At 35.2% G+C, this 16,816-nt stretch carries 27 protein-coding genes, 1 tRNA gene and 2 pseudogenes; 27 read left to right on the forward strand and 3 right to left on the reverse strand.

Annotated elements, in window-relative coordinates; genetic code table 11:
- Window positions 1-80: 80 nt before the first annotated feature.
- Window positions 81-911: an NAD(P)H-hydrate dehydratase gene (locus tag ACVPPQ_RS07640; RefSeq protein WP_463493765.1), complete on the reverse strand. Its 831-nt coding sequence runs from the start codon at window positions 909-911 to the stop codon at window positions 81-83.
- Between the two features lie 105 nt (window positions 912-1,016).
- On the opposite strand from ACVPPQ_RS07640, the gene ACVPPQ_RS07645 reads away from it, so the two are divergent.
- From ACVPPQ_RS07645 to ACVPPQ_RS07665, 5 genes are all read left to right on the forward strand, one after another.
- Window positions 1,017-1,100: transfer RNA gene (locus ACVPPQ_RS07645), tRNA-Leu, on the forward strand.
- A 982-nt stretch (window positions 1,101-2,082) separates the two neighbouring features.
- A complete protein-coding gene (locus ACVPPQ_RS07650; RefSeq protein WP_463493767.1) occupies window positions 2,083-2,358 on the forward strand; it encodes a hypothetical protein in 276 nt (91 codons plus the stop codon).
- Entirely contained in the window at window positions 2,355-2,702 is a 348-nt protein-coding gene (locus tag ACVPPQ_RS07655) for a hypothetical protein (RefSeq protein ID WP_463493769.1), read from the forward strand. Before ACVPPQ_RS07650 ends, ACVPPQ_RS07655 begins: the two co-directional genes overlap by 4 nt.
- A complete protein-coding gene (locus ACVPPQ_RS07660; RefSeq protein WP_463493770.1) occupies window positions 2,699-4,258 on the forward strand; it encodes a pre-toxin TG domain-containing protein in 1,560 nt (519 codons plus the stop codon). Before ACVPPQ_RS07655 ends, ACVPPQ_RS07660 begins: the two co-directional genes overlap by 4 nt.
- A 15-nt stretch (window positions 4,259-4,273) precedes the next feature.
- A complete protein-coding gene (locus tag ACVPPQ_RS07665; protein WP_463493772.1) occupies window positions 4,274-4,573 on the forward strand; it encodes a hypothetical protein in 300 nt (99 codons plus the stop codon).
- A 317-nt stretch (window positions 4,574-4,890) separates the two neighbouring features.
- Here the strand turns inward: ACVPPQ_RS07665 and ACVPPQ_RS07670 are convergent.
- Window positions 4,891-5,010 (reverse strand): annotated as a pseudogene (locus tag ACVPPQ_RS07670) (IS30 family transposase); the annotation flags it as partial.
- Window positions 5,011-5,678: 668 nt separating this feature from the next.
- Between ACVPPQ_RS07670 and ACVPPQ_RS07675 the strand changes: the two are divergent.
- The 22 genes and pseudogenes from ACVPPQ_RS07675 (at window position 5,679) to ACVPPQ_RS07780 (ending at window position 15,908) form a co-directional block, all read left to right on the forward strand.
- On the forward strand, window positions 5,679-5,849 hold the full coding sequence (locus ACVPPQ_RS07675; RefSeq protein ID WP_463493774.1) for a hypothetical protein: 171 nt from the start codon (window positions 5,679-5,681) through the stop codon (window positions 5,847-5,849).
- A gap of 163 nt (window positions 5,850-6,012) precedes the next feature.
- Window positions 6,013-6,210 carry a glycohydrolase toxin TNT-related protein gene (locus tag ACVPPQ_RS07680; RefSeq protein WP_463493776.1) on the forward strand — a complete coding sequence of 66 codons (198 nt, stop codon included), beginning with the start codon at window positions 6,013-6,015 and terminating at the stop codon, window positions 6,208-6,210.
- Window positions 6,211-6,424: 214 nt separating this feature from the next.
- Window positions 6,425-6,646 carry an Imm59 family immunity protein gene (locus ACVPPQ_RS07685; RefSeq protein ID WP_463493778.1) on the forward strand — a complete coding sequence of 74 codons (222 nt, stop codon included), beginning with the start codon at window positions 6,425-6,427 and terminating at the stop codon, window positions 6,644-6,646.
- A 103-nt stretch (window positions 6,647-6,749) separates the two neighbouring features.
- Window positions 6,750-7,700, forward strand: a pseudogene (locus ACVPPQ_RS07690) (IS30 family transposase).
- The gene (locus ACVPPQ_RS07695; RefSeq protein WP_463493780.1) at window positions 7,679-7,828 is read left to right on the forward strand and encodes an Imm59 family immunity protein; all 150 of its coding nucleotides are present in this window, start codon (window positions 7,679-7,681) and stop codon (window positions 7,826-7,828) included. The pseudogene ACVPPQ_RS07690 and the gene ACVPPQ_RS07695 overlap by 22 nt, the downstream one beginning before the upstream one ends.
- 144 nt (window positions 7,829-7,972) lie before the next feature.
- A complete protein-coding gene (locus ACVPPQ_RS07700; RefSeq protein ID WP_463493782.1) occupies window positions 7,973-8,401 on the forward strand; it encodes a hypothetical protein in 429 nt (142 codons plus the stop codon).
- Between the two features lie 98 nt (window positions 8,402-8,499).
- Window positions 8,500-8,736 (forward strand): Imm59 family immunity protein, encoded by a 237-nt coding sequence (locus ACVPPQ_RS07705; protein WP_463493784.1) that lies wholly within the window; start codon window positions 8,500-8,502, stop codon window positions 8,734-8,736.
- 128 nt (window positions 8,737-8,864) lie between these two features.
- Complete coding sequence (locus ACVPPQ_RS07710) at window positions 8,865-9,272, forward strand: hypothetical protein (RefSeq protein WP_463493786.1); 408 nt, start codon at window positions 8,865-8,867, stop codon at window positions 9,270-9,272.
- A 219-nt stretch (window positions 9,273-9,491) separates the two neighbouring features.
- On the forward strand, window positions 9,492-9,842 hold the full coding sequence (locus ACVPPQ_RS07715; RefSeq protein WP_463493788.1) for a hypothetical protein: 351 nt from the start codon (window positions 9,492-9,494) through the stop codon (window positions 9,840-9,842).
- A gap of 312 nt (window positions 9,843-10,154) precedes the next feature.
- Window positions 10,155-10,508 carry a hypothetical protein gene (locus ACVPPQ_RS07720; RefSeq protein ID WP_463493790.1) on the forward strand — a complete coding sequence of 118 codons (354 nt, stop codon included), beginning with the start codon at window positions 10,155-10,157 and terminating at the stop codon, window positions 10,506-10,508.
- A gap of 20 nt (window positions 10,509-10,528) precedes the next feature.
- Window positions 10,529-10,900 carry a hypothetical protein gene (locus ACVPPQ_RS07725; protein WP_463493792.1) on the forward strand — a complete coding sequence of 124 codons (372 nt, stop codon included), beginning with the start codon at window positions 10,529-10,531 and terminating at the stop codon, window positions 10,898-10,900.
- Window positions 10,901-11,026: 126 nt separating this feature from the next.
- Window positions 11,027-11,311 (forward strand): hypothetical protein, encoded by a 285-nt coding sequence (locus ACVPPQ_RS07730; RefSeq protein WP_463493794.1) that lies wholly within the window; start codon window positions 11,027-11,029, stop codon window positions 11,309-11,311.
- An 89-nt stretch (window positions 11,312-11,400) separates the two neighbouring features.
- Window positions 11,401-11,679 carry a hypothetical protein gene (locus ACVPPQ_RS07735; protein WP_463493796.1) on the forward strand — a complete coding sequence of 93 codons (279 nt, stop codon included), beginning with the start codon at window positions 11,401-11,403 and terminating at the stop codon, window positions 11,677-11,679.
- A 28-nt stretch (window positions 11,680-11,707) separates the two neighbouring features.
- Window positions 11,708-11,908 carry a hypothetical protein gene (locus ACVPPQ_RS07740; RefSeq protein WP_463493798.1) on the forward strand — a complete coding sequence of 67 codons (201 nt, stop codon included), beginning with the start codon at window positions 11,708-11,710 and terminating at the stop codon, window positions 11,906-11,908.
- A 209-nt stretch (window positions 11,909-12,117) separates the two neighbouring features.
- On the forward strand, window positions 12,118-12,453 hold the full coding sequence (locus ACVPPQ_RS07745) for a hypothetical protein (protein WP_463493799.1): 336 nt from the start codon (window positions 12,118-12,120) through the stop codon (window positions 12,451-12,453).
- 133 nt (window positions 12,454-12,586) lie between these two features.
- Window positions 12,587-12,853 (forward strand): hypothetical protein, encoded by a 267-nt coding sequence (locus ACVPPQ_RS07750; RefSeq protein WP_463493801.1) that lies wholly within the window; start codon window positions 12,587-12,589, stop codon window positions 12,851-12,853.
- Between the two features lie 516 nt (window positions 12,854-13,369).
- Window positions 13,370-13,735: a DUF1310 family protein gene (locus ACVPPQ_RS07755; RefSeq protein ID WP_463493803.1), complete on the forward strand. Its 366-nt coding sequence runs from the start codon at window positions 13,370-13,372 to the stop codon at window positions 13,733-13,735.
- A gap of 74 nt (window positions 13,736-13,809) precedes the next feature.
- On the forward strand, window positions 13,810-14,208 hold the full coding sequence (locus tag ACVPPQ_RS07760) for a DUF1310 family protein (protein ID WP_463493805.1): 399 nt from the start codon (window positions 13,810-13,812) through the stop codon (window positions 14,206-14,208).
- A gap of 100 nt (window positions 14,209-14,308) precedes the next feature.
- The gene (locus ACVPPQ_RS07765) at window positions 14,309-14,689 is read left to right on the forward strand and encodes a DUF1310 family protein (RefSeq protein ID WP_463493806.1); all 381 of its coding nucleotides are present in this window, start codon (window positions 14,309-14,311) and stop codon (window positions 14,687-14,689) included.
- Window positions 14,686-15,039, forward strand: coding sequence for a DUF1310 family protein (locus tag ACVPPQ_RS07770; RefSeq protein ID WP_463493808.1), 354 nt, complete (start codon window positions 14,686-14,688; stop codon window positions 15,037-15,039). Before ACVPPQ_RS07765 ends, ACVPPQ_RS07770 begins: the two co-directional genes overlap by 4 nt.
- Window positions 15,040-15,064: 25 nt before the next feature.
- Complete coding sequence (locus ACVPPQ_RS07775) at window positions 15,065-15,487, forward strand: DUF1310 family protein (protein WP_463493810.1); 423 nt, start codon at window positions 15,065-15,067, stop codon at window positions 15,485-15,487.
- A 43-nt stretch (window positions 15,488-15,530) separates the two neighbouring features.
- A complete protein-coding gene (locus ACVPPQ_RS07780; RefSeq protein ID WP_463493811.1) occupies window positions 15,531-15,908 on the forward strand; it encodes a DUF1310 family protein in 378 nt (125 codons plus the stop codon).
- 203 nt (window positions 15,909-16,111) lie between these two features.
- On the opposite strand, the gene ACVPPQ_RS07785 is transcribed toward ACVPPQ_RS07780, so the two are convergent.
- Complete coding sequence (locus ACVPPQ_RS07785) at window positions 16,112-16,783, reverse strand: hypothetical protein (RefSeq protein ID WP_463493813.1); 672 nt, start codon at window positions 16,781-16,783, stop codon at window positions 16,112-16,114.
- Window positions 16,784-16,816 lie beyond the last annotated feature (33 nt).

The following is a 16,816-nucleotide window of genomic DNA, read 5'->3' on the forward strand; positions in this document are numbered from 1 at the left end:
TTGATGAGTTTTGGCACGCGTCAGAGAAATATATTCGTTTAAAATATCGGAATACTCAGGCTTGTGTCATAACTTTTTTGTTAATTGGCCATCTGCGCCATAAACGCCGGTAACGCTTGAATAATCTGGGTTGGCAAGGTGACATATTTGGTTTGCGCGAGTTGATCTGAAATCGCGCTGTGCGTATAAACCGCAGCGTTGACCGTTGCGACACTGGTTTGGAATTGACCGCAAAAAGCGGCAATAATTCCAGTTAATGTGTCGCCACTGCCGCCAGTCGCTAAAGCGGGGGTGCCAATCGTTAATTGGTAAACTGATTGGTCATGATAAATTTCAGTGTGATGTTTCTTTAAAACTAAAATTGGTTGACCTAACTGGGCTAATGATTGTTGATTAGCGCTAATAGTCTGGTGGGCAATTGGTAACTGGCTGAGGCGTGACCATTCCATTTGATGTGGCGTTAGAATTAATTGCGTTTTGGGTAATCGTAAGTGGTGTTTAGCGACTAAGGTCAGTGCTGAGCCATCCACTAGTAAGGTTTGGGTTGCCGTTACCGTTTTAAAAGTGAGTTGTAATAACGTTAACGCGTGGGCGTTTAAGCCCAGACCGGGACCGATTACGATGACATCGGCACTTTGAATGGTCTGTGCGAGTTGGTTGGTCGGGGCTTGATAGTCAACAAACATCGCTTCGGGTAACCGAGCGTGTAGGCTAGCCAGATTGATTTGATCAGTCATCACCGTTACCAGCCCGGCACCGGCATGGACTGCTGATTCGGCGCTCATCATGGCCGCGCCACCATATTGTTGGTTGCCGCCAATGATTAGAATGCGGCCAAACTGGCCTTTATGACTATTGGCGGGTCGCTTAACAATCACTTTTTGCACCATTTCGGTTGTAATAACTTGCATCAAAAATCCCTCCAGTTATTTTGATTCTATTATAAGCCAAAGATTGGTAAAAAGGTATTGGCAGGGCTTGCTAACACTGGTACAATAGTCTTGTAACAATTTTTTGCCCGTGTGGCGGAACTGGCAGACGCGCAGCGTTCAGGTCGCTGTTTGGGTTTCCAAGTACAGGTTCGAATCCTGCCACGGGCATTATAAGAAAAATAAAAAGCACCAAAACCACTGATATATCAATGGTTTTGGTGCTTTTTTTAAATTAAATAGTATAAGATTCAATATGTCTTTGTTAAAAGTGTATCAATTATTAAAAAAACAGTGATTGCTGTTTTTGTGTAGCGATACTAACAAGAAATGTAGCCAGCCATATCAATAAAAATGATATTTGAATGACGTTGAGAACAAATTTTTGGTCGTTCATGTCGGAATGGTAAACCATGTGAACTATTACGTTAGAATTTAAGAAAAATATGAAGTTGATAAATCAACGAGATGCAGCACTGCAGATAAAAAAGCAATATCCGGATTAGAAGAAATTAAATTTAATAAAAACGGTGGGGAATTTTCAACTACAGAAAATGATTTAGGAAAATGGTCAATTGGGGCAAAAGTTAAATTATCAAAATCAGTTTGGTATGACATAGATGCAAGTAAAGATGGTGTCGAAATAATGGAAAAAGGATTCCCATTAAAAAATATGCAAGGTGGGACGGATGATACAGTAAACGTAATTTATTCAAATGGCGGAAGTGAGCTTATCCAATGAATACGCTGAGATAATGCTAAAATAGTCAAGGTTACGATACCAATGGTTTTCAAGGTATGGCCGTTGCCCCAATGAACAAAGAGGGTGAGGTTGACTATTCACATATCACGGTAGCTTATGCCGGAACCAATCAATCTGATTCCAAGGATATTGCTGAAGATCTCCAAGGAATTGGTGACGTGCAAACCTCTTGCAGACTTATGATGTTGATAGCATGCGTTGATTTCTCAATCTTTTGCTTTCCAACTGACGATAATTAATACTGAACCTCTTGGAATAACGACCAGTATTAAGATAAATAGCATGAAATAGTATTTATTAATATATATATCGTTTATTTGATATAATATAATAGTTTTTAAATATCTGTTTATGCTATACTGATTTAAACTGAATTTAAGGAGTAATGCCATGCCTGATAATAAGACTTTTAAATCAGATATCGATAATGCTAATCAACATGCGAATGATTTAACCGCTAATACTGAATTTAAAGCAATTCATGATTTTACATATGCTTCAAGTCCAGCGACTAAACAAATCGGTGAAGTGCTTAATCAACTGGACACGATCGTTAAATCATTTTCTGAATTAACGCTTCAAAATTCAAATGATATTAAAAAAATTGCAAAAGCGCATGAAGATTCGGATATACTGCAAGCAGAAAAATGGCGTAATGAACAATGAAATCTAATCAAATAATTGTGAAACAAACCTTACAAAAAAATCAAACAGCGGTCGATGAGTTAAAACAGCTCAGATTAGATTTAGAACGTGAATCGAGTGAGTTGAATGCGATTCAAAAACGAGAAATGCAATTGCTACAAGAAATCCATTATTATAGTGATGGTTCACTTGCGGCTGGTGAATCACAACGATATTTAGAAGAGACGAACGATGCTAATCGAAAATTTGCCAATGAAGTTGCAGAATTTAATGACTTAATCGCGGTTAATCTTAAAAATAGATACCGCGAACAAACGCAATTGGAATTAGCGATGCGTCAATCAGAAAGCGAGGTGCGACGGTGACTAAGTTTCGATATACTGACTGGACTACGGTGAAAACTAATATTTCCAATGCCAGAATGACCACATTAGGAGATTTAACGCAATATCAACAATACGTTGCAACATTCACTCAGGAAGAAGCGTTACAAGGGGCGACTTGGCAAGCTGCGAAAGAATACATTAACTTGACAACCCCACTGGCTAAAGGGCTTGCGAATGCCCTAACTGATGTTGGCGTCGTACTGGATAACTATTTAACTGATTTTGAAACGACCGTTAATCAGACTGGTAAGGATTTAGATTCTGATAAGCTTCGTGCATTACAAAAAGATTTGGCAGATATTCGCGCAATGAAAAAAGCAACCGTGGCGGCGGTTTCAAAATCGCATATTAATAATCATCTACCGGGTGGCGAGATGAATCCATATAGTGGTGGGATTTCAACGACAGCGTTTGATCACAATATTTCGAGTGATACTAAAAAAATTAAAATACTTGATTTATATGACGATTTTGAAGGACGTCATACGACAGACTATACGACCATTATAAGTGCTCTGGATAGTATTAAAATCGGTGTCCAAGCTTTAAATAATCCGAAAAATTTTAATACGACCACGGGTGAATTCAATCCTGCTAATCTCAATAACGCTGAATGGTATCAGAATTTAACCAACTATAATGCTACCAAACGTGATCCGGCAATTGACGTTAAAATAATTCAGACTCCAATTTATGGTGCAGCTGGGAATGTGGTGGGTTATGATAAGCAATACGAAGTTTATATAGATGGTCAATTAAATCCTGAAGCGGGTAAAAAGTTAATTGAACTTGAAAACAAAGAAGGTTTGAAGTTTGTCAGCGGCATTTTAGGAATTACCGATTTCTTAGAAGCCATTAGTGGGAAAGACCCCTTTACTGGTGAAAAAGTAACCTCGCAAGAACGTGCAAAAGCAATTCTATGGACAGTCTTATTGGCTATTCCCGTTGGAAAAGCCGTTACAACGCTTAAAGATCTGCGAAAAGGTGTGATACTTGAGGAAACTGCGTTAAAATCAGTAGATGAGGAATTCCTGACAAAGGTTAGCAAAGCTGTTGAAGGAGACAGTGGTGTTAATGTAACTTCAAAATATGATGATTTATATGCTTATAAATATAATGGATATGCCAATCCAGGACCATTGAATGAAGTTAGAGGGCAACCAAACAAGAATTTCTATGGTGGTAGATATGATATCGAGGTTTTAAAGGAACAAAAAATTTACTATAGAAGTGGGGACTCAACTAGTCCTTTAGGACAGTGGTTTACAGAAATACCACCTAGTTCGGTAGCAGACGTTCGAATCAATTTAGCAGTAAAACCTCAATGGCTAGATAAAAATGGGGCGTTAACGGGAACATCAACTATAGATACAGTTTATAAGGTTGAGATACCAGCTGGTACAACAATTTATAAAGGGCCAGTAGGAAACCAAGGCGAAATCTACCAAGGCGGCTTAAATAATAATCAAGTATTTATTCAAGAACCATGGCTTTTAGACAGAGTAAATATTTTAGGGAAGCAACCATTAAAGTAGAATAGGGTGAGTTATTTGGAAACCGAACTTGAAATTAAAACTGTGGTACAACAATTATTACCGCTTTTAATAAAATATAATAATGGAAAAATCAATTATCAAATTCAGAAGTTAAAAGACATAAATGAAATTTTAAATTCAAATATGGACAATTCGGAAATAAAAGAGATATTAAGAGATATATCGGAGAGTATTTATCCGCCTCAGGGAGGATTAACTGATTTTTATGTTTGGGATAATGACAACTCCAAAAGAATAGAAATTAATCAGTCCATCAGTACATTAAATGATAAGTTGTGGAATTTAATAAAATAAAAAAGGCCCTATCTGATTGGTGTCGGACAGTAAAAAAATTTGTTAGTAAGCACGAACTCATTAATCAAGTTATCAATAGCCAACAAAAGCTAAAAAATCACAGGATTTTTCTAGTCTTTTTGAATATTGATTTGAAGTTAGCTTACATTATTTATAAAATAAATCTATATCTTTTAAGATAATATATCATAATTTTCGACAATATTATGAGAACTACATCAAACAATAACTTTCCCAAATTGCAAGAACAACTTAGCCACACGACAAATCCCATTAAATCAGTATTTTCATTAATATTCATATTTTATGGACTTAACTTAGCCGGCGGAAGCGGCGGAGAACAGCTCTTGTGGTGTTTGATAACCTGATTGCCGGCGCGGTAAATTATTCAGCTTTGATTCAACTGCTTAGATATCATGAGGACCCAAAGTATCCATGTGAGCTTTGGGATAAGTAATGAACACTATGCGGGTGCTCTTTCAAAGTTAAACACATGAAATATCAAAGTATATAAATGGAATTGCCGTTTAGTTCGACGAAAATGCCTAAACTTTCAATCTCTAAAGCTTCCATTATGATCACCTCAAATAATAATATGCTAGTTAATCTATTTTTCATCAATAAACAATAGAATTTTATTGTTGCAGTACTTGACTAGTTTTAGTTAAGTATAAATATTTGAAACGTGCACACGAAATGCACACAGAAGTCAATTATTGACGGTTAGTAGGAGTATCACAATGCTTGCCATGGGCATTGAGAAAATAGTTAAAGTTAGCGTAAAACATCGAAATCGGTGAATATCAATGATTTCGATGCTTTTTTGTCGTGCGAATAAGTCAGAATTTAGGATAGTCTTACCTAATAAGAACACCATATTTTTAATATTGGTAATGACGATTGGAGTTAAGAAAATCATACTCTGAATAAATAGTTAGTGATATCAATAAAAATGATATTTTAAGAACGTTCATAATAAATTTAATGACGTTCACGTCAAATCAGTCAATCGCATGAACTACTATGGTAAGCTTTAAAAAATAGGCCATAGATGCAAGTAAAGATGGTATCGGAATGGTGAAAAAGGATTGAGGAGTAGTTAGGTGTGACTGATAGTATAATTTTTAAATCAAATGCCGATAGTACGATGCAACATGTGAAAGATTTGACGATTAATATTGAATTTAAAGCAATTCATAACTTTACCTATGCTTCAAGTTCAGCGACTAAACAAATCAGTGAAGTGCTTAATCAACTAGACGCGGTCGTTAAATGACGTACGCAGAGGCGCAAAAGTTTTCATTCCTGAAAAAGTTACTTTAGGAACGGAAGAAGTTGCGTATAAGTCGATTGATGAGGATTTAGTTAGATCGCCTAAATTTTTGGATAATGACGGGGGTATTAAGTGGCCTAACCACAAAGGATTTGAGTTAGATCCTTTGGAAAATCCGATTAAGGAGCCAGTAGCTTTACAAAAAGGGGCTATTATTGATTGTTATGGTGACACATTCGGTACTTTTACAAGCCCTGTGAATGATGGACACTCGGTTCCTTTTTATGAGCGAGGGTTACCCTATGTTTACACCAGTAAATATAAAGAATACCATCAATATAAATTTATGAAGGATATTAATTAAGAGAATGTTCGAAGAGCACATAAAAAACTCACACCAAATGAAGCGGAAATATTAAATAAAAATATGGATTATTTTGAATTTTCTGTAGATGATATTGCGAATCCACAGATAGGAAAATTGCACAGGTTTTTGGATCTGGTGGTGGACAACAAATTCAATTAGGAACTGTTTTAGATTGGTATAAGAAACTTGGGCTTTTAGAGGAGGTTAAATGATGAACGATTCTATAGTAAAAATTCAAAAAAGAGAACTGCAAGATGAAATCGATGCTTTAGGATATAACTCTCTACGATATTCCTTGCTGAATGCTGAAAATAATTATAGGAAAGAATGGCAGTTACGTATAGATTTTGAATCTGAAAAATACTATGTTTATGCTTTAGCAGAAAGAGCTAGCACTATTGGTCAAAAAAAGTTTTCAAGAATTTTCAGATGACGAATTTACAATTGAAGTGCAACTCACCAAATAAAAAAGACTCATAGTCTGAGTCCTTGTATAATGAAATCACCACAAAGTCATTCACAAGGAGAACTCGACTATGAGTCCGTATAAACATCTTACCTTAATTGACCGTGAATTAATACTGATTGGTTTAAAAACTGATCTAACGCAATCCCAGATTGCCCAACAAGTCGGCTGTTCTAAAAGTACCGTCAGTCGTGAAATCAACCGCAACGGTGGTTCAGAAAATTATCGAGCGACTACTGCATAAGAACATTATCCAAAAGCGCGTTTGGCGAGTCGCCGGCCACGCTTGTTAGCTAATTCTGATTTAAGAATGCGGGTGATTGATTATTTAACGCAACGTCATTGGTCTCCCGAACAGATTGCTGGGCGGCTGGCATATGAAAATGCGTCTTTTAAAATCAGCTATAATACCATCTACCGTGGGATTGAACGCGATAATTTAGGCCTGCCCCGTAAAACACGCAAAGTTAAGGGCACTGTCAAAGAACGGCGCGGACGCTTTAATGATACTGCGTCAATTCATGACCGCCCAATTTCTGCCGAAAATCGCAGTCGCTTTGGGCATTGGGAAGGTGATACGGTTCGCGGGAAGACCGGTCATTCAGCGTTAGTCACGCTAGTCGATCGTAAATCACGCTTATTATTGGCCCAACGCGTGGTCAAAGTTAATTCTGAATATGTTAAACAAGCGATGATTGATTTATTACAGACCATCACACCGAGCCGCGTGCGCACGATTACGCCGGATCGAGGAACCGAATTTGCGCAGTATCAGGCGGTCTCAACCGAATTAAACGCACAAGTTTACTTCCCAGACCCTCACGCACCCTATCAACGTGGAACTAACGAGAATATCAATGGTTTAATTCGAGAATATTTCCCTAAAGGCACAGAATTAGACGGTCAAGATGACCAAACGATTAGCGCTTTTGTTGAACAATTAAACAACCGCCCTCGCAAGGCCTTAGGCTGGAAAACACCGAATGAAGTCTTTTATGGTTGGCAGTTGCACTTGATTTGACAATTCGTCATGCAAAAAAAGAATTTATAAGAAAATTAAAACTTCAAGTTGAGATTAACAAAGAGAGAGTATCTCACGGTGAAAAGCCTTTTTATACTTCTCCTGTGTGGGACATTGCGAGCAGTTAGCAGAGAAAGGACCCAGTCTATCAGTCTGAATCTTCATAATATTTAACTAGTTAACGTGGTCGTAATTAATATAAAGATTCAATAAGATGAGACTCATGCCCAAAATAACGATGGAAATGCAAAAGAGTTTTGGAGGGATTTACGATGACTAACGATTTAAAAGAAATGGGTAAATATGTGACTTTTGTTCCAACAAATAAAGAGTTTCCGTTACTTCTCAGTGACGCACCACATTTTGGAACAACGGATAAACAATATTTAAAGTACGATGTAAAGACTAAGAACTCATATTCTGGGATTGAATATTATCAATATACGGCTGATACGCCAGAAAAGTTAAAGTTGTTCACAAATGCTTATACACTCTATTATCAAGCTATTTATCAAGGAATTAAGTTTGGAGCGTTAGTTGATCCTAACAGTCCGATAATTACTTTGACTTGTAACAGCGAACCGACTATCCCTGATTTTAAAAGGGTTGATAAATTTGGTTGGGAAAAAGATGTTGATATTTCTGAAGTAGCAATAATTCCGGTAAAAGACCCAATTGATTTAACGCGTTACCTCCCATGAAATTACTGGGTTAATGAACACAGATTCTCTCAAAAATTTGACCGACACCACCCATGAGATATTATTAATTGTTGCGATGATTATCGTATTAGGTTGATATGACAAACGAACGTGCCTCTGTTATTGGTAAGTATAAATTTACGGATATCTTTGAAGCAATGGACAAATTTTTAGATATTATGCAAAGTCGAATTTTAACTAATCATAGACATGTAAGAGATGATGAACTATTTGAGTATCATTGGTATATCAATGATCAAAAGCACTTTTCAATTATTTTGGGAAGTGCTTTTTTTATTAATATTCCAAAAATTCATCTCGTGATTGTTGTATAACGTATGTATAGTTGTATCAATAAAAACGATATTCCAATGACGTTGAGAACAAATTTTATGGCGTTTATGTCGAAATGGTAAATCATATAAACTATTATGTTAGAATTTAAAAAAATATAAAAATAAAGGTGCCAGTAATTTTTATGAAAAAAATATTGATTATTGTAAGTGGTATGTTTTTGTTATTGACCGGAATTGGGCTGGGGGTAAAGGTTTATATGGACAATAAAGCGACCAAAGAATTGGAATATCAAAGAGAATCTGCAATTTCATTGAGAAATGAGTATACAGATTTAGAAGAGATTATTTTTGACAAAGATGGTGGGCAGTTTTCAAAAACTGAAAATGATTTTGGTACTTGGTATATCGACGTGAAATTAAAAATTTCTGATAACTGGTATGAAATTACAACAGGGAAAGATGGCGGTTCCTATGGTGGTGTCGATAAAGATTTTCCTGAAGAAAAAACAGGAAAGAAAACTAAAAATTCTGTAAAAGTTAAATATAGTAATGGAGATGAGGTGGTGTTGAAATAACGACAACCAAACAATATACCAGTTTAGATAATATTGCTTATACGGTTACCAATCCTGATGATTGGCATGATGTATTAATCGATGAATCAGACATTCCACGGGTATTATAAGATAATATAGAAATTTAAAATAAAGGTGTCAGTGATTTTTATGAAAAAAATATTGATAATTATAGGTTGTGTAGTTCTATTATTAACAGGAATCAAGATGAAAATCCAGATGGATAAAGAAGCACAAAATCAAGAAATTAAACAAACTGAAGCGGTCATTGCCAAAAAATTAATCTCTGAATATCAAGGAATAAACAAAATTGAATTTATTGCGGACAGTTACATTGGAGAAACTGGCTATAAGCAATTTCAATTTAAGATTAATGAGGGTGTTCTATTGGGATATGATGTTGGGGAGTCAGCGTATGATGACAATATTAGTAATGGTCTCGCGAATGGTAAAAATGAAATTGAGCAAACAATCTTGAAATCTAAGAATAGACGAAACAAACCATTAAGATTAAAAGAAATTAATTTGAGTGATTATAGAATTATTTACTCATTAAAATCAGATGGATAGAAATACCATGAAACTATTGGTGAACACTATTTTAAGCTAGGCAGTAATGAGCAGCGCGATATTATTAGGCGAAAGGTTATATAGATAGCCAATCTAGTAATAATTTGTATCTCTCAAAAGCAAAAAAATATTTAATCCAAAATACAAGGAAGAAGGTATAGGATAAGCGCTTATCCTATTTTTTATCAATAAAAAGGATATTTGGCAACGTTTAGGTCAAACATAGGCACGTTTATGTTGATCGGGTAAAAGCCGTGAATGATTATGGTAAGCTTTAATAAAATTATAATTACATAGGTGTCAGTGATTTTTATGAAAAAAATAATGGTGATGGCAGGTTGCATAATAATGTTGTTGATGGGGATCGGTGTGAAAGTGCAGATCAATAATAAAAATAGCAATTTAGAAAAACAAAGAACGGCTGCAATTGGTGTGAAAGAAGTTCAACCTGAAGTTGAAGAAATTCGTTTTATTGAAGACGGATCAATTGATGGCGGCGGTGCGTGGTCTGTTGATGCTAAATTAAAGATAAACAATAAAATATATAATGAAATATTAACAAAAAATGGTCTTGGTGCTGGCGATAATTTACCAGAAGGAAATACAGGAACGAGAATACCTGTCGAGGTCCTTTATAGTAACGGGCAAGAGGAAACCTTAAAATGACAACTTCTAGGCATTATTTGATGCGCAGAAAAGTAAAAATCAGCATCGTAATAACAATGCTTATACTACTAGGAATTGGAATCGGTGTGAAAGTGCATACGGACACAGTCGAAATCGAGCAAGAGCGGTTAGTGGCTCTTCAGGCTAAGCAAAATTTTAAAAATATTATTGAAATCAAAATTCTCGAAAAGGGAGAGGCTAGTTCTGGGAGTATTTTTTATATTGTTGAGATAACGAATGACCGTGATACAAGCTATAAAGTTGATTTGGACTTGGGCGATAGTGAATCATTTGGTTCCGTTGAAGAAAATTGGATTTTTGAAACGCAACTAGGTAAAACAGATCATAAAACTAAAGTTATTTATTTATCAGGTAAAAGTGAGACGTTTTGATAGCGATAGTTAAAGTATATTTAATGCAGATAGCGAGGGACGACTGTGCGAAGAAAAACCAAGATTATCGTCTTAATAATAACAATCCTTGTGTTACTAGGAGTTGGAATCGGAGTGAAGGTTCATATGGATAAAGAAAATAATAGTGTAGAAAAGCAACGGTCCGCCGCTATTGGTTTTAAAGAAGTTCAACCTGGAGTGGAAGAAATTAAATTTATGCAAGATGGTTCCTATTCAGGTGCTGGGAATTGGTCTGTTAGTGTTAATGTTATTGTAAATGGTAAGAAATATAAGGAAATTTTAAATCAAGATGGTTTAGATGGTGGAGATCCATTGCCAGAAGGAAATGCTGGAACGAGAACACCTGTCGAGGTCCTTTATAGTAACGGGCAAGAGGAAACCTTAAAATGACAACTTCTAGGCATTATTTGATGCGAAGAAAAGCAAAGACTAGCATCGCACTAATAACAATCCTTGTATTCCTAGGGATTGGCATCGGAGTGAAAGTTCATAATGATAACATAAAAAAAGAAGAAATAAGGTTAGTCAAATTGGCTAAGAATACTTTTAAAGATATTAAATCGATAAAGATTATTGATTTTTATGAAAGTTCACCTGGCACCCCTAACATTGATTTTGATGTTATGACGATTACAGGTGAAGAAAAGGATTTGAATTCTATTTCAACGGGGAGTTATAGGAATAATGGTTTAGATTTAGGTAAAACTAGGACATCTGTCCAAATTGAATTTGTAGACGGGTCAAAAGGAGAAATTTAAGAGGACTACCAGTGAATCAAGGCTGATTATGGTGAAAATAATTCTAAAAGGGTTAGAGAAAATAAAATTTGATGAAAATGGTAGTAGCATCTCAGATGCTGGTAGTTGGTCATGTGGTACTGATGTCAAAATTAATGGTAAGTGGTATGGCATAATAGCTGTTAATGAACCAACAGAGACTAAAATTCGTGTCATCTACAGTAACAAAAAAGAGGCAACCTTAAAATGACAACGCCTAAGCAATATTCGATTAGAAAATGAATACCAAGTTTAGATCAAACTTAGGCACGGTTATGCGATAGGGTAAAATTCATGAACGATTATGGTAAGCTCTAACAAATTATAAATACATAGGTATCAGTGGTTATTATGAAAAAAATAGTATTGATTATAGGCTGTATAATAATATTCTTCGTGGGAGTAGGAGTAAGGATGCATATGAATCATGAAACACAAGCGCAAGAGTTACAAAAAACAGAGAAATCGATTGCTCAAAAATTGATTTCAGAATATAAAGGCATTAAAAAAATTGAGTTTACGAAAGTATCTAAAATTGGTGATACTAGTGAGGTTCAATTTGAATTTTCAGTAAATGATGGGCCAAAATTGGGAATTGATGTAGATGGATTATCTCAAGCCGGAATAATTGCTGATGGCGATGATAGGTTGGAAAAAACAGCATTAAAAAAAGAAAATAGATTGGCAAAATCTTTGGATGTAAAAGATATAGCGTTAAAAAACTATCACGTTGTGTATTATTTAAAATTAAATTGAGAATGAGCACCATATTTAGCGGGGACGGACTGTGCGAAGAAAAACCAAGATTATCGTCTTAATAATAATAATCCTCGTGTTACTAGGAATTGGCATCGGAGTGAAGGTTCATAGGGATAAAGAAAGCAGACAAGTGGCATTAGAAAAACAAGCTAGTATTGAGATAAAAGAGAGCTTTAAAAATATTAAAAAAATTAAAATAACTGATTTTTATGAATCATCTCCTGGAATAAAAAACATTGATTTTGATGTCGTTGAAACTGATGGGAAGTTTATTAAGGAAAATTCAACGACAATAGGCGGTTTTGGTTCTTATAGTGAGAATGGACTAACGTTAGGAGTGACGAAAGGGGCTATTAAAGTAGTTTATACAACAGGAAAAGAGGCGATTATAAAATGAACACGCTAAGTCAATATGTGACTATTGATAACATGGAATACCTGATTATAAGAATTTTTAATAGATGTTGTTTACTCTAACGAAAAGAGCGAGATGATAAAATGACAACACCACGACAGTATTCAGTAATTGCCATTAAGGGCTATAAAACGGATTTTTCCGGTGCGACTTTCACTAGATTAATAGACGCAGATAAATCCTTTAAGATTGGTATTGAAACTATGATAAGTGAATTTAGTATAAAAGTTAGGGTAAATAAGACAGTCAATATTTTTATGAACCCAATAGGTACTTTGGCAAGACTGTTAAAACAGTGCTGCTAGTGTGCCTATTATTTTGCAATTATTATCAAATAAAACGATATTTGCACAACATTGAGGGCCGATTTAAAGACGTTCATGATAATCTAGTCTATTGCGCAACTGATTATGATAGACTTTAGAAGAATTTTGGTGAGCTTGGTGTGCAATCGAATCTGACACCTTAATCATAATGAATTAAGATGGAGAACTAAAAATGACTAAAACAATGAAAATAATCATTAGTAGTGTTGTCATAATCGCAATTTTACTTGGCGGCGGGTTGGTTTATGCGCATAAGAAACAAGCGGCATTTCATCAAGAAATGGTAAAAACGGTTAAAAAAAATAAATCTGTGATATTTAATTACATTAAACGAGATTATCGTGAAGGGAATAATCAAAGAGCGGTTAAAGATATTGAAATAGACTATTCTAAAATTGAACATAATCCGATGGGTGGCATAAATGTCGTTGCATATGTAAACCATGATACTAAGAATAAAGATTATTCGTTAACTTTGGACAAGAATCAAAATAAAATATATGTTGAATCGGCTACTACACCGGACTATGCCAGATAAGGGATGTTATAGCGATATTTTACATATTGGAAATATGGGAATTAATCGAAGCGAATTAAAATGGAGCACTAAAAATGACTAAAACAATGAAAATAATCATCGGAAGTGTTGTCCTGATCGCAATCGGACTTGGCGGTGAACTATTTTACAGGCATGAGAAACAAGTCGCAATGCAGCAAGGGATGATTGAAATTGTTAGGAGTAAAGAAGCAACCGATATTTTTGAATATGGTATTCAAAAATTAGATTCTCAAGCATTTACTAAAGAAAGCATTATTCAAAACTATTCAGTTGATGAATCAACGATTGAACATAATCCATTGGGCGGTATTAATGTAACGCTTTTTATTAATCATGATAAAGACTTATATATATTTTTTACTTTGGACAAGGACAATGGAAAGTTAACAGATAATGGTGGGGGGAATTCAGCTAATTTAGAAAAATTATTGGCGCATAGGCATAAGCAGTAAATTTATTATGTCGCGATATTATTAATAATCTAGAAAGTTGTCTGCAAATATACGTGATTACGCCGGATAAGATGTGCTGAATTAAAATGGAGAACTAAAAATGACTAAAACAATGAAAATCATCATTAGTAGTGTTGTCATACTCGTAATTTTACTTGGTGGCGGGTTGGTTTATGCGCATGAGAAACAAGCGGTATTTCATCAAGAAATGGTAAAAATAGTGAAAGAAAATAAATCTGTGATATTTAATTACATTAAACGAGATTATAAAAAGAATGGCAATAATAGAAAAATTAGCGTTATAGAAATTGATTATTCTAAGATTGATCACAATCCGATGGGCGGCATAAATGTTGTCGCGTATGTAAATAAAGACGCAGAAAATCAAGATTACTCTTTGACGCTTGGTAAGTCGGATGGGAAAGTATTTGTAGAAGGTGGAGCAGGTGTCAATTTTGATAAGATAGAGGACCCAAAATGACTAAAGCAATGAAAATAATCATCAGTAGTGTCGTTATAATCGCAATCGGACTTGGTGGTGGGTTAGTTTATAGGCATGAGAAACAATTGGCAGTGCATCAAGAGATGGTAAAAATAGTGAAAGAAAATAAATCTGTTATTGAGAAATATGTCCGGTTAAAAGACGATAATCATAAAATACAGCGTGTGGTAATTGACTATCAATCGATTCAACATAGTCCAATGGGGGGCATATCTCTGACAGGATACGTAAATAATGATCCTAGTAATGATTTTTCTGTAATATTGGCAATGAATAAGGGCCATGTCGCTATCCAAAGTGGACAATTACCAGAGGTTAGTGAGCAATGAAGCGAATTAAAATGGAGAATTAGAAATGACTAAAGCAATGAAAATAATCATCAGTAGTGTCGTTATAATCGCAATCGAACTTGGTGGTGGGTTAGCTTATAGGCATGAGAAACAAGTCGCAATGCAGCAAGAGATGATTGAAATTATTAGGAGTAAAGAAGCAACCGATATTTTTGAATATGGTATTCAAAAATTAGATTCTCAAGCTTTTACCAAAGAAGGCATCATTCAAAACTATTCAGTTGATGAATCAACGATTGAACATAATCCATTGGGTGGCATAGACGGGACCTTATATATCAACAATCAGAAGAATTTATACGTCAGATTTACTTTAAGTAGTAATAATCAAGGTGAACTAGATAAAAATTCTGGCATAAGTGGTTATTCGGCGCAATTGGATAAACTTTTAGAAGGCGTAAAACAGCTTCATCAAGGCCATGTTTAATGAAGTTAAAAAGGTAAAAGCCGGATAAAATGGAGAATTAGAAATGACTAAAACAATGAAAATAATCATCAGTAGTGTCGTTATAATCGCAATCGGACTTATCAGTGGGATAGTTTATAGGTATGAGAAACAATTGGCAGTGCATCAAGAGATGGTGGAAATAGTGAAGGGAAACAAAAGTTTAGTTACTGCTGATTTAAAAGATGAGGATCTTACACAGAAAATAACAGAAATAAATTTAGATTTTGAGACCATAGAGCCTAATCCGATGGGTGGTATAACGGTTAACGGCTATATTAATGGGAATAGAAAATTAATATTTTATGCAGGATTTGATAAATCAAATGGTAAAGAAGCAAAAATATTCTCAACTGGAACAGATATATCAGCCAATCTAAATAGATTTCTAAAGGCAAAATAGGTTAATTAGATAACTTGGACTGATGACTTAGGTGCTGCTGTTGGTGATTAAGCTTTGGGTTTTATTATCCAGAAAAAAAGTCATGGACAATATTTTAAGAAATATTATCCATGGCTTTTTGGGTTTAAATTTAACAGACAGTCCCTATTGATGAAGTTTATTTGAATTATTGAAAAAATTTGGGAGGAATTTATTTCAAATAATTAATAGATGGCGTCTGTTTCAGAAGTGAAGATTGTGTCGTTATTAGTACCAATAATTGGGGCCTTGAGAAGGTCCCATGGGGCTGATGAATATTGTAAGTGCGCAATGAATTCGTAACCAGCTGGTGCAGAATCAACTGGTAAGTGATGATTCTCTTCTAGTAATTGACCGTAATCAATCACGATATCAGCGTTGACATCGCCAACGCCAATCCAGAATGATCTTGGGACTTCAACAATAATACGATCAGTATAAACAGTTACGTTACTGGGATTAATCGGTTGTGAGGTATCGCCAAACAATCTGGTTTCACGCATCTCCCCAGTGATGTAGGATGCGAATTCAGGTTGACTAGCAAGGTATTTAAATTGTTCTGGTAATTTAATCGTTAGGTAGGCAATATCGCCATCAACGAAGCCGCAATTTTGGGCGGTGTAGTGTAAAGTGACTTTACCTGTATTAGGAACACATCTAATGTAAGGGACCATTTGTCCTTGTAGGGTGCCTTTAGCAGTGATAATCGCAGTTCGTGCTTGTTTAGGATTGCTGACAGTTGATGTTGGCGCGGTTGTACCAGCAACAGATGCTTGCACCGTTGTTAATGGTGCAAAAACACCAGCTAGCATCATCGCTGTCGCAGCCGTTGTTAGTAAGCGTACATTTTTTTTCATAAACTAAATCCTCCAAGAAAATAGTAGTTAAGG

The sequence above is a fragment of the Latilactobacillus parafuchuensis genome, assembly GCF_055271665.1.

Excerpts from the sequence above, each read along its gene's own strand:
- ACVPPQ_RS07770 (WP_463493808.1), top strand. The coding sequence starts at position 14,686 with ATGACTAAAGCAATGAAAATAATCATCAGTAGTGTCGTTATAATCGCA.
- ACVPPQ_RS07685 (WP_463493778.1), top strand. The coding sequence starts at position 6,425 with ATGAACGATTCTATAGTAAAAATTCAAAAAAGAGAACTGCAAGATGAA.
- ACVPPQ_RS07640 (WP_463493765.1), bottom strand. The coding sequence starts at position 911 with ATGCAAGTTATTACAACCGAAATGGTGCAAAAAGTGATTGTTAAGCGA.
- ACVPPQ_RS07655 (WP_463493769.1), top strand. The coding sequence starts at position 2,355 with ATGAAATCTAATCAAATAATTGTGAAACAAACCTTACAAAAAAATCAA.
- ACVPPQ_RS07760 (WP_463493805.1), top strand. The coding sequence starts at position 13,810 with ATGACTAAAACAATGAAAATAATCATCGGAAGTGTTGTCCTGATCGCA.
- ACVPPQ_RS07745 (WP_463493799.1), top strand. The coding sequence starts at position 12,118 with ATGAATCATGAAACACAAGCGCAAGAGTTACAAAAAACAGAGAAATCG.
- ACVPPQ_RS07740 (WP_463493798.1), top strand. The coding sequence starts at position 11,708 with ATGGTGAAAATAATTCTAAAAGGGTTAGAGAAAATAAAATTTGATGAA.
- ACVPPQ_RS07650 (WP_463493767.1), top strand. The coding sequence starts at position 2,083 with ATGCCTGATAATAAGACTTTTAAATCAGATATCGATAATGCTAATCAA.
- ACVPPQ_RS07775 (WP_463493810.1), top strand. The coding sequence starts at position 15,065 with ATGACTAAAGCAATGAAAATAATCATCAGTAGTGTCGTTATAATCGCA.
- ACVPPQ_RS07765 (WP_463493806.1), top strand. The coding sequence starts at position 14,309 with ATGACTAAAACAATGAAAATCATCATTAGTAGTGTTGTCATACTCGTA.
- ACVPPQ_RS07705 (WP_463493784.1), top strand. The coding sequence starts at position 8,500 with ATGACAAACGAACGTGCCTCTGTTATTGGTAAGTATAAATTTACGGAT.
- ACVPPQ_RS07725 (WP_463493792.1), top strand. The coding sequence starts at position 10,529 with ATGCGCAGAAAAGTAAAAATCAGCATCGTAATAACAATGCTTATACTA.
- ACVPPQ_RS07715 (WP_463493788.1), top strand. The coding sequence starts at position 9,492 with ATGGATAAAGAAGCACAAAATCAAGAAATTAAACAAACTGAAGCGGTC.
- ACVPPQ_RS07720 (WP_463493790.1), top strand. The coding sequence starts at position 10,155 with ATGAAAAAAATAATGGTGATGGCAGGTTGCATAATAATGTTGTTGATG.
- ACVPPQ_RS07700 (WP_463493782.1), top strand. The coding sequence starts at position 7,973 with ATGACTAACGATTTAAAAGAAATGGGTAAATATGTGACTTTTGTTCCA.
- ACVPPQ_RS07780 (WP_463493811.1), top strand. The coding sequence starts at position 15,531 with ATGACTAAAACAATGAAAATAATCATCAGTAGTGTCGTTATAATCGCA.
- ACVPPQ_RS07785 (WP_463493813.1), bottom strand. The coding sequence starts at position 16,783 with ATGAAAAAAAATGTACGCTTACTAACAACGGCTGCGACAGCGATGATG.
- ACVPPQ_RS07755 (WP_463493803.1), top strand. The coding sequence starts at position 13,370 with ATGACTAAAACAATGAAAATAATCATTAGTAGTGTTGTCATAATCGCA.
- ACVPPQ_RS07730 (WP_463493794.1), top strand. The coding sequence starts at position 11,027 with ATGGATAAAGAAAATAATAGTGTAGAAAAGCAACGGTCCGCCGCTATT.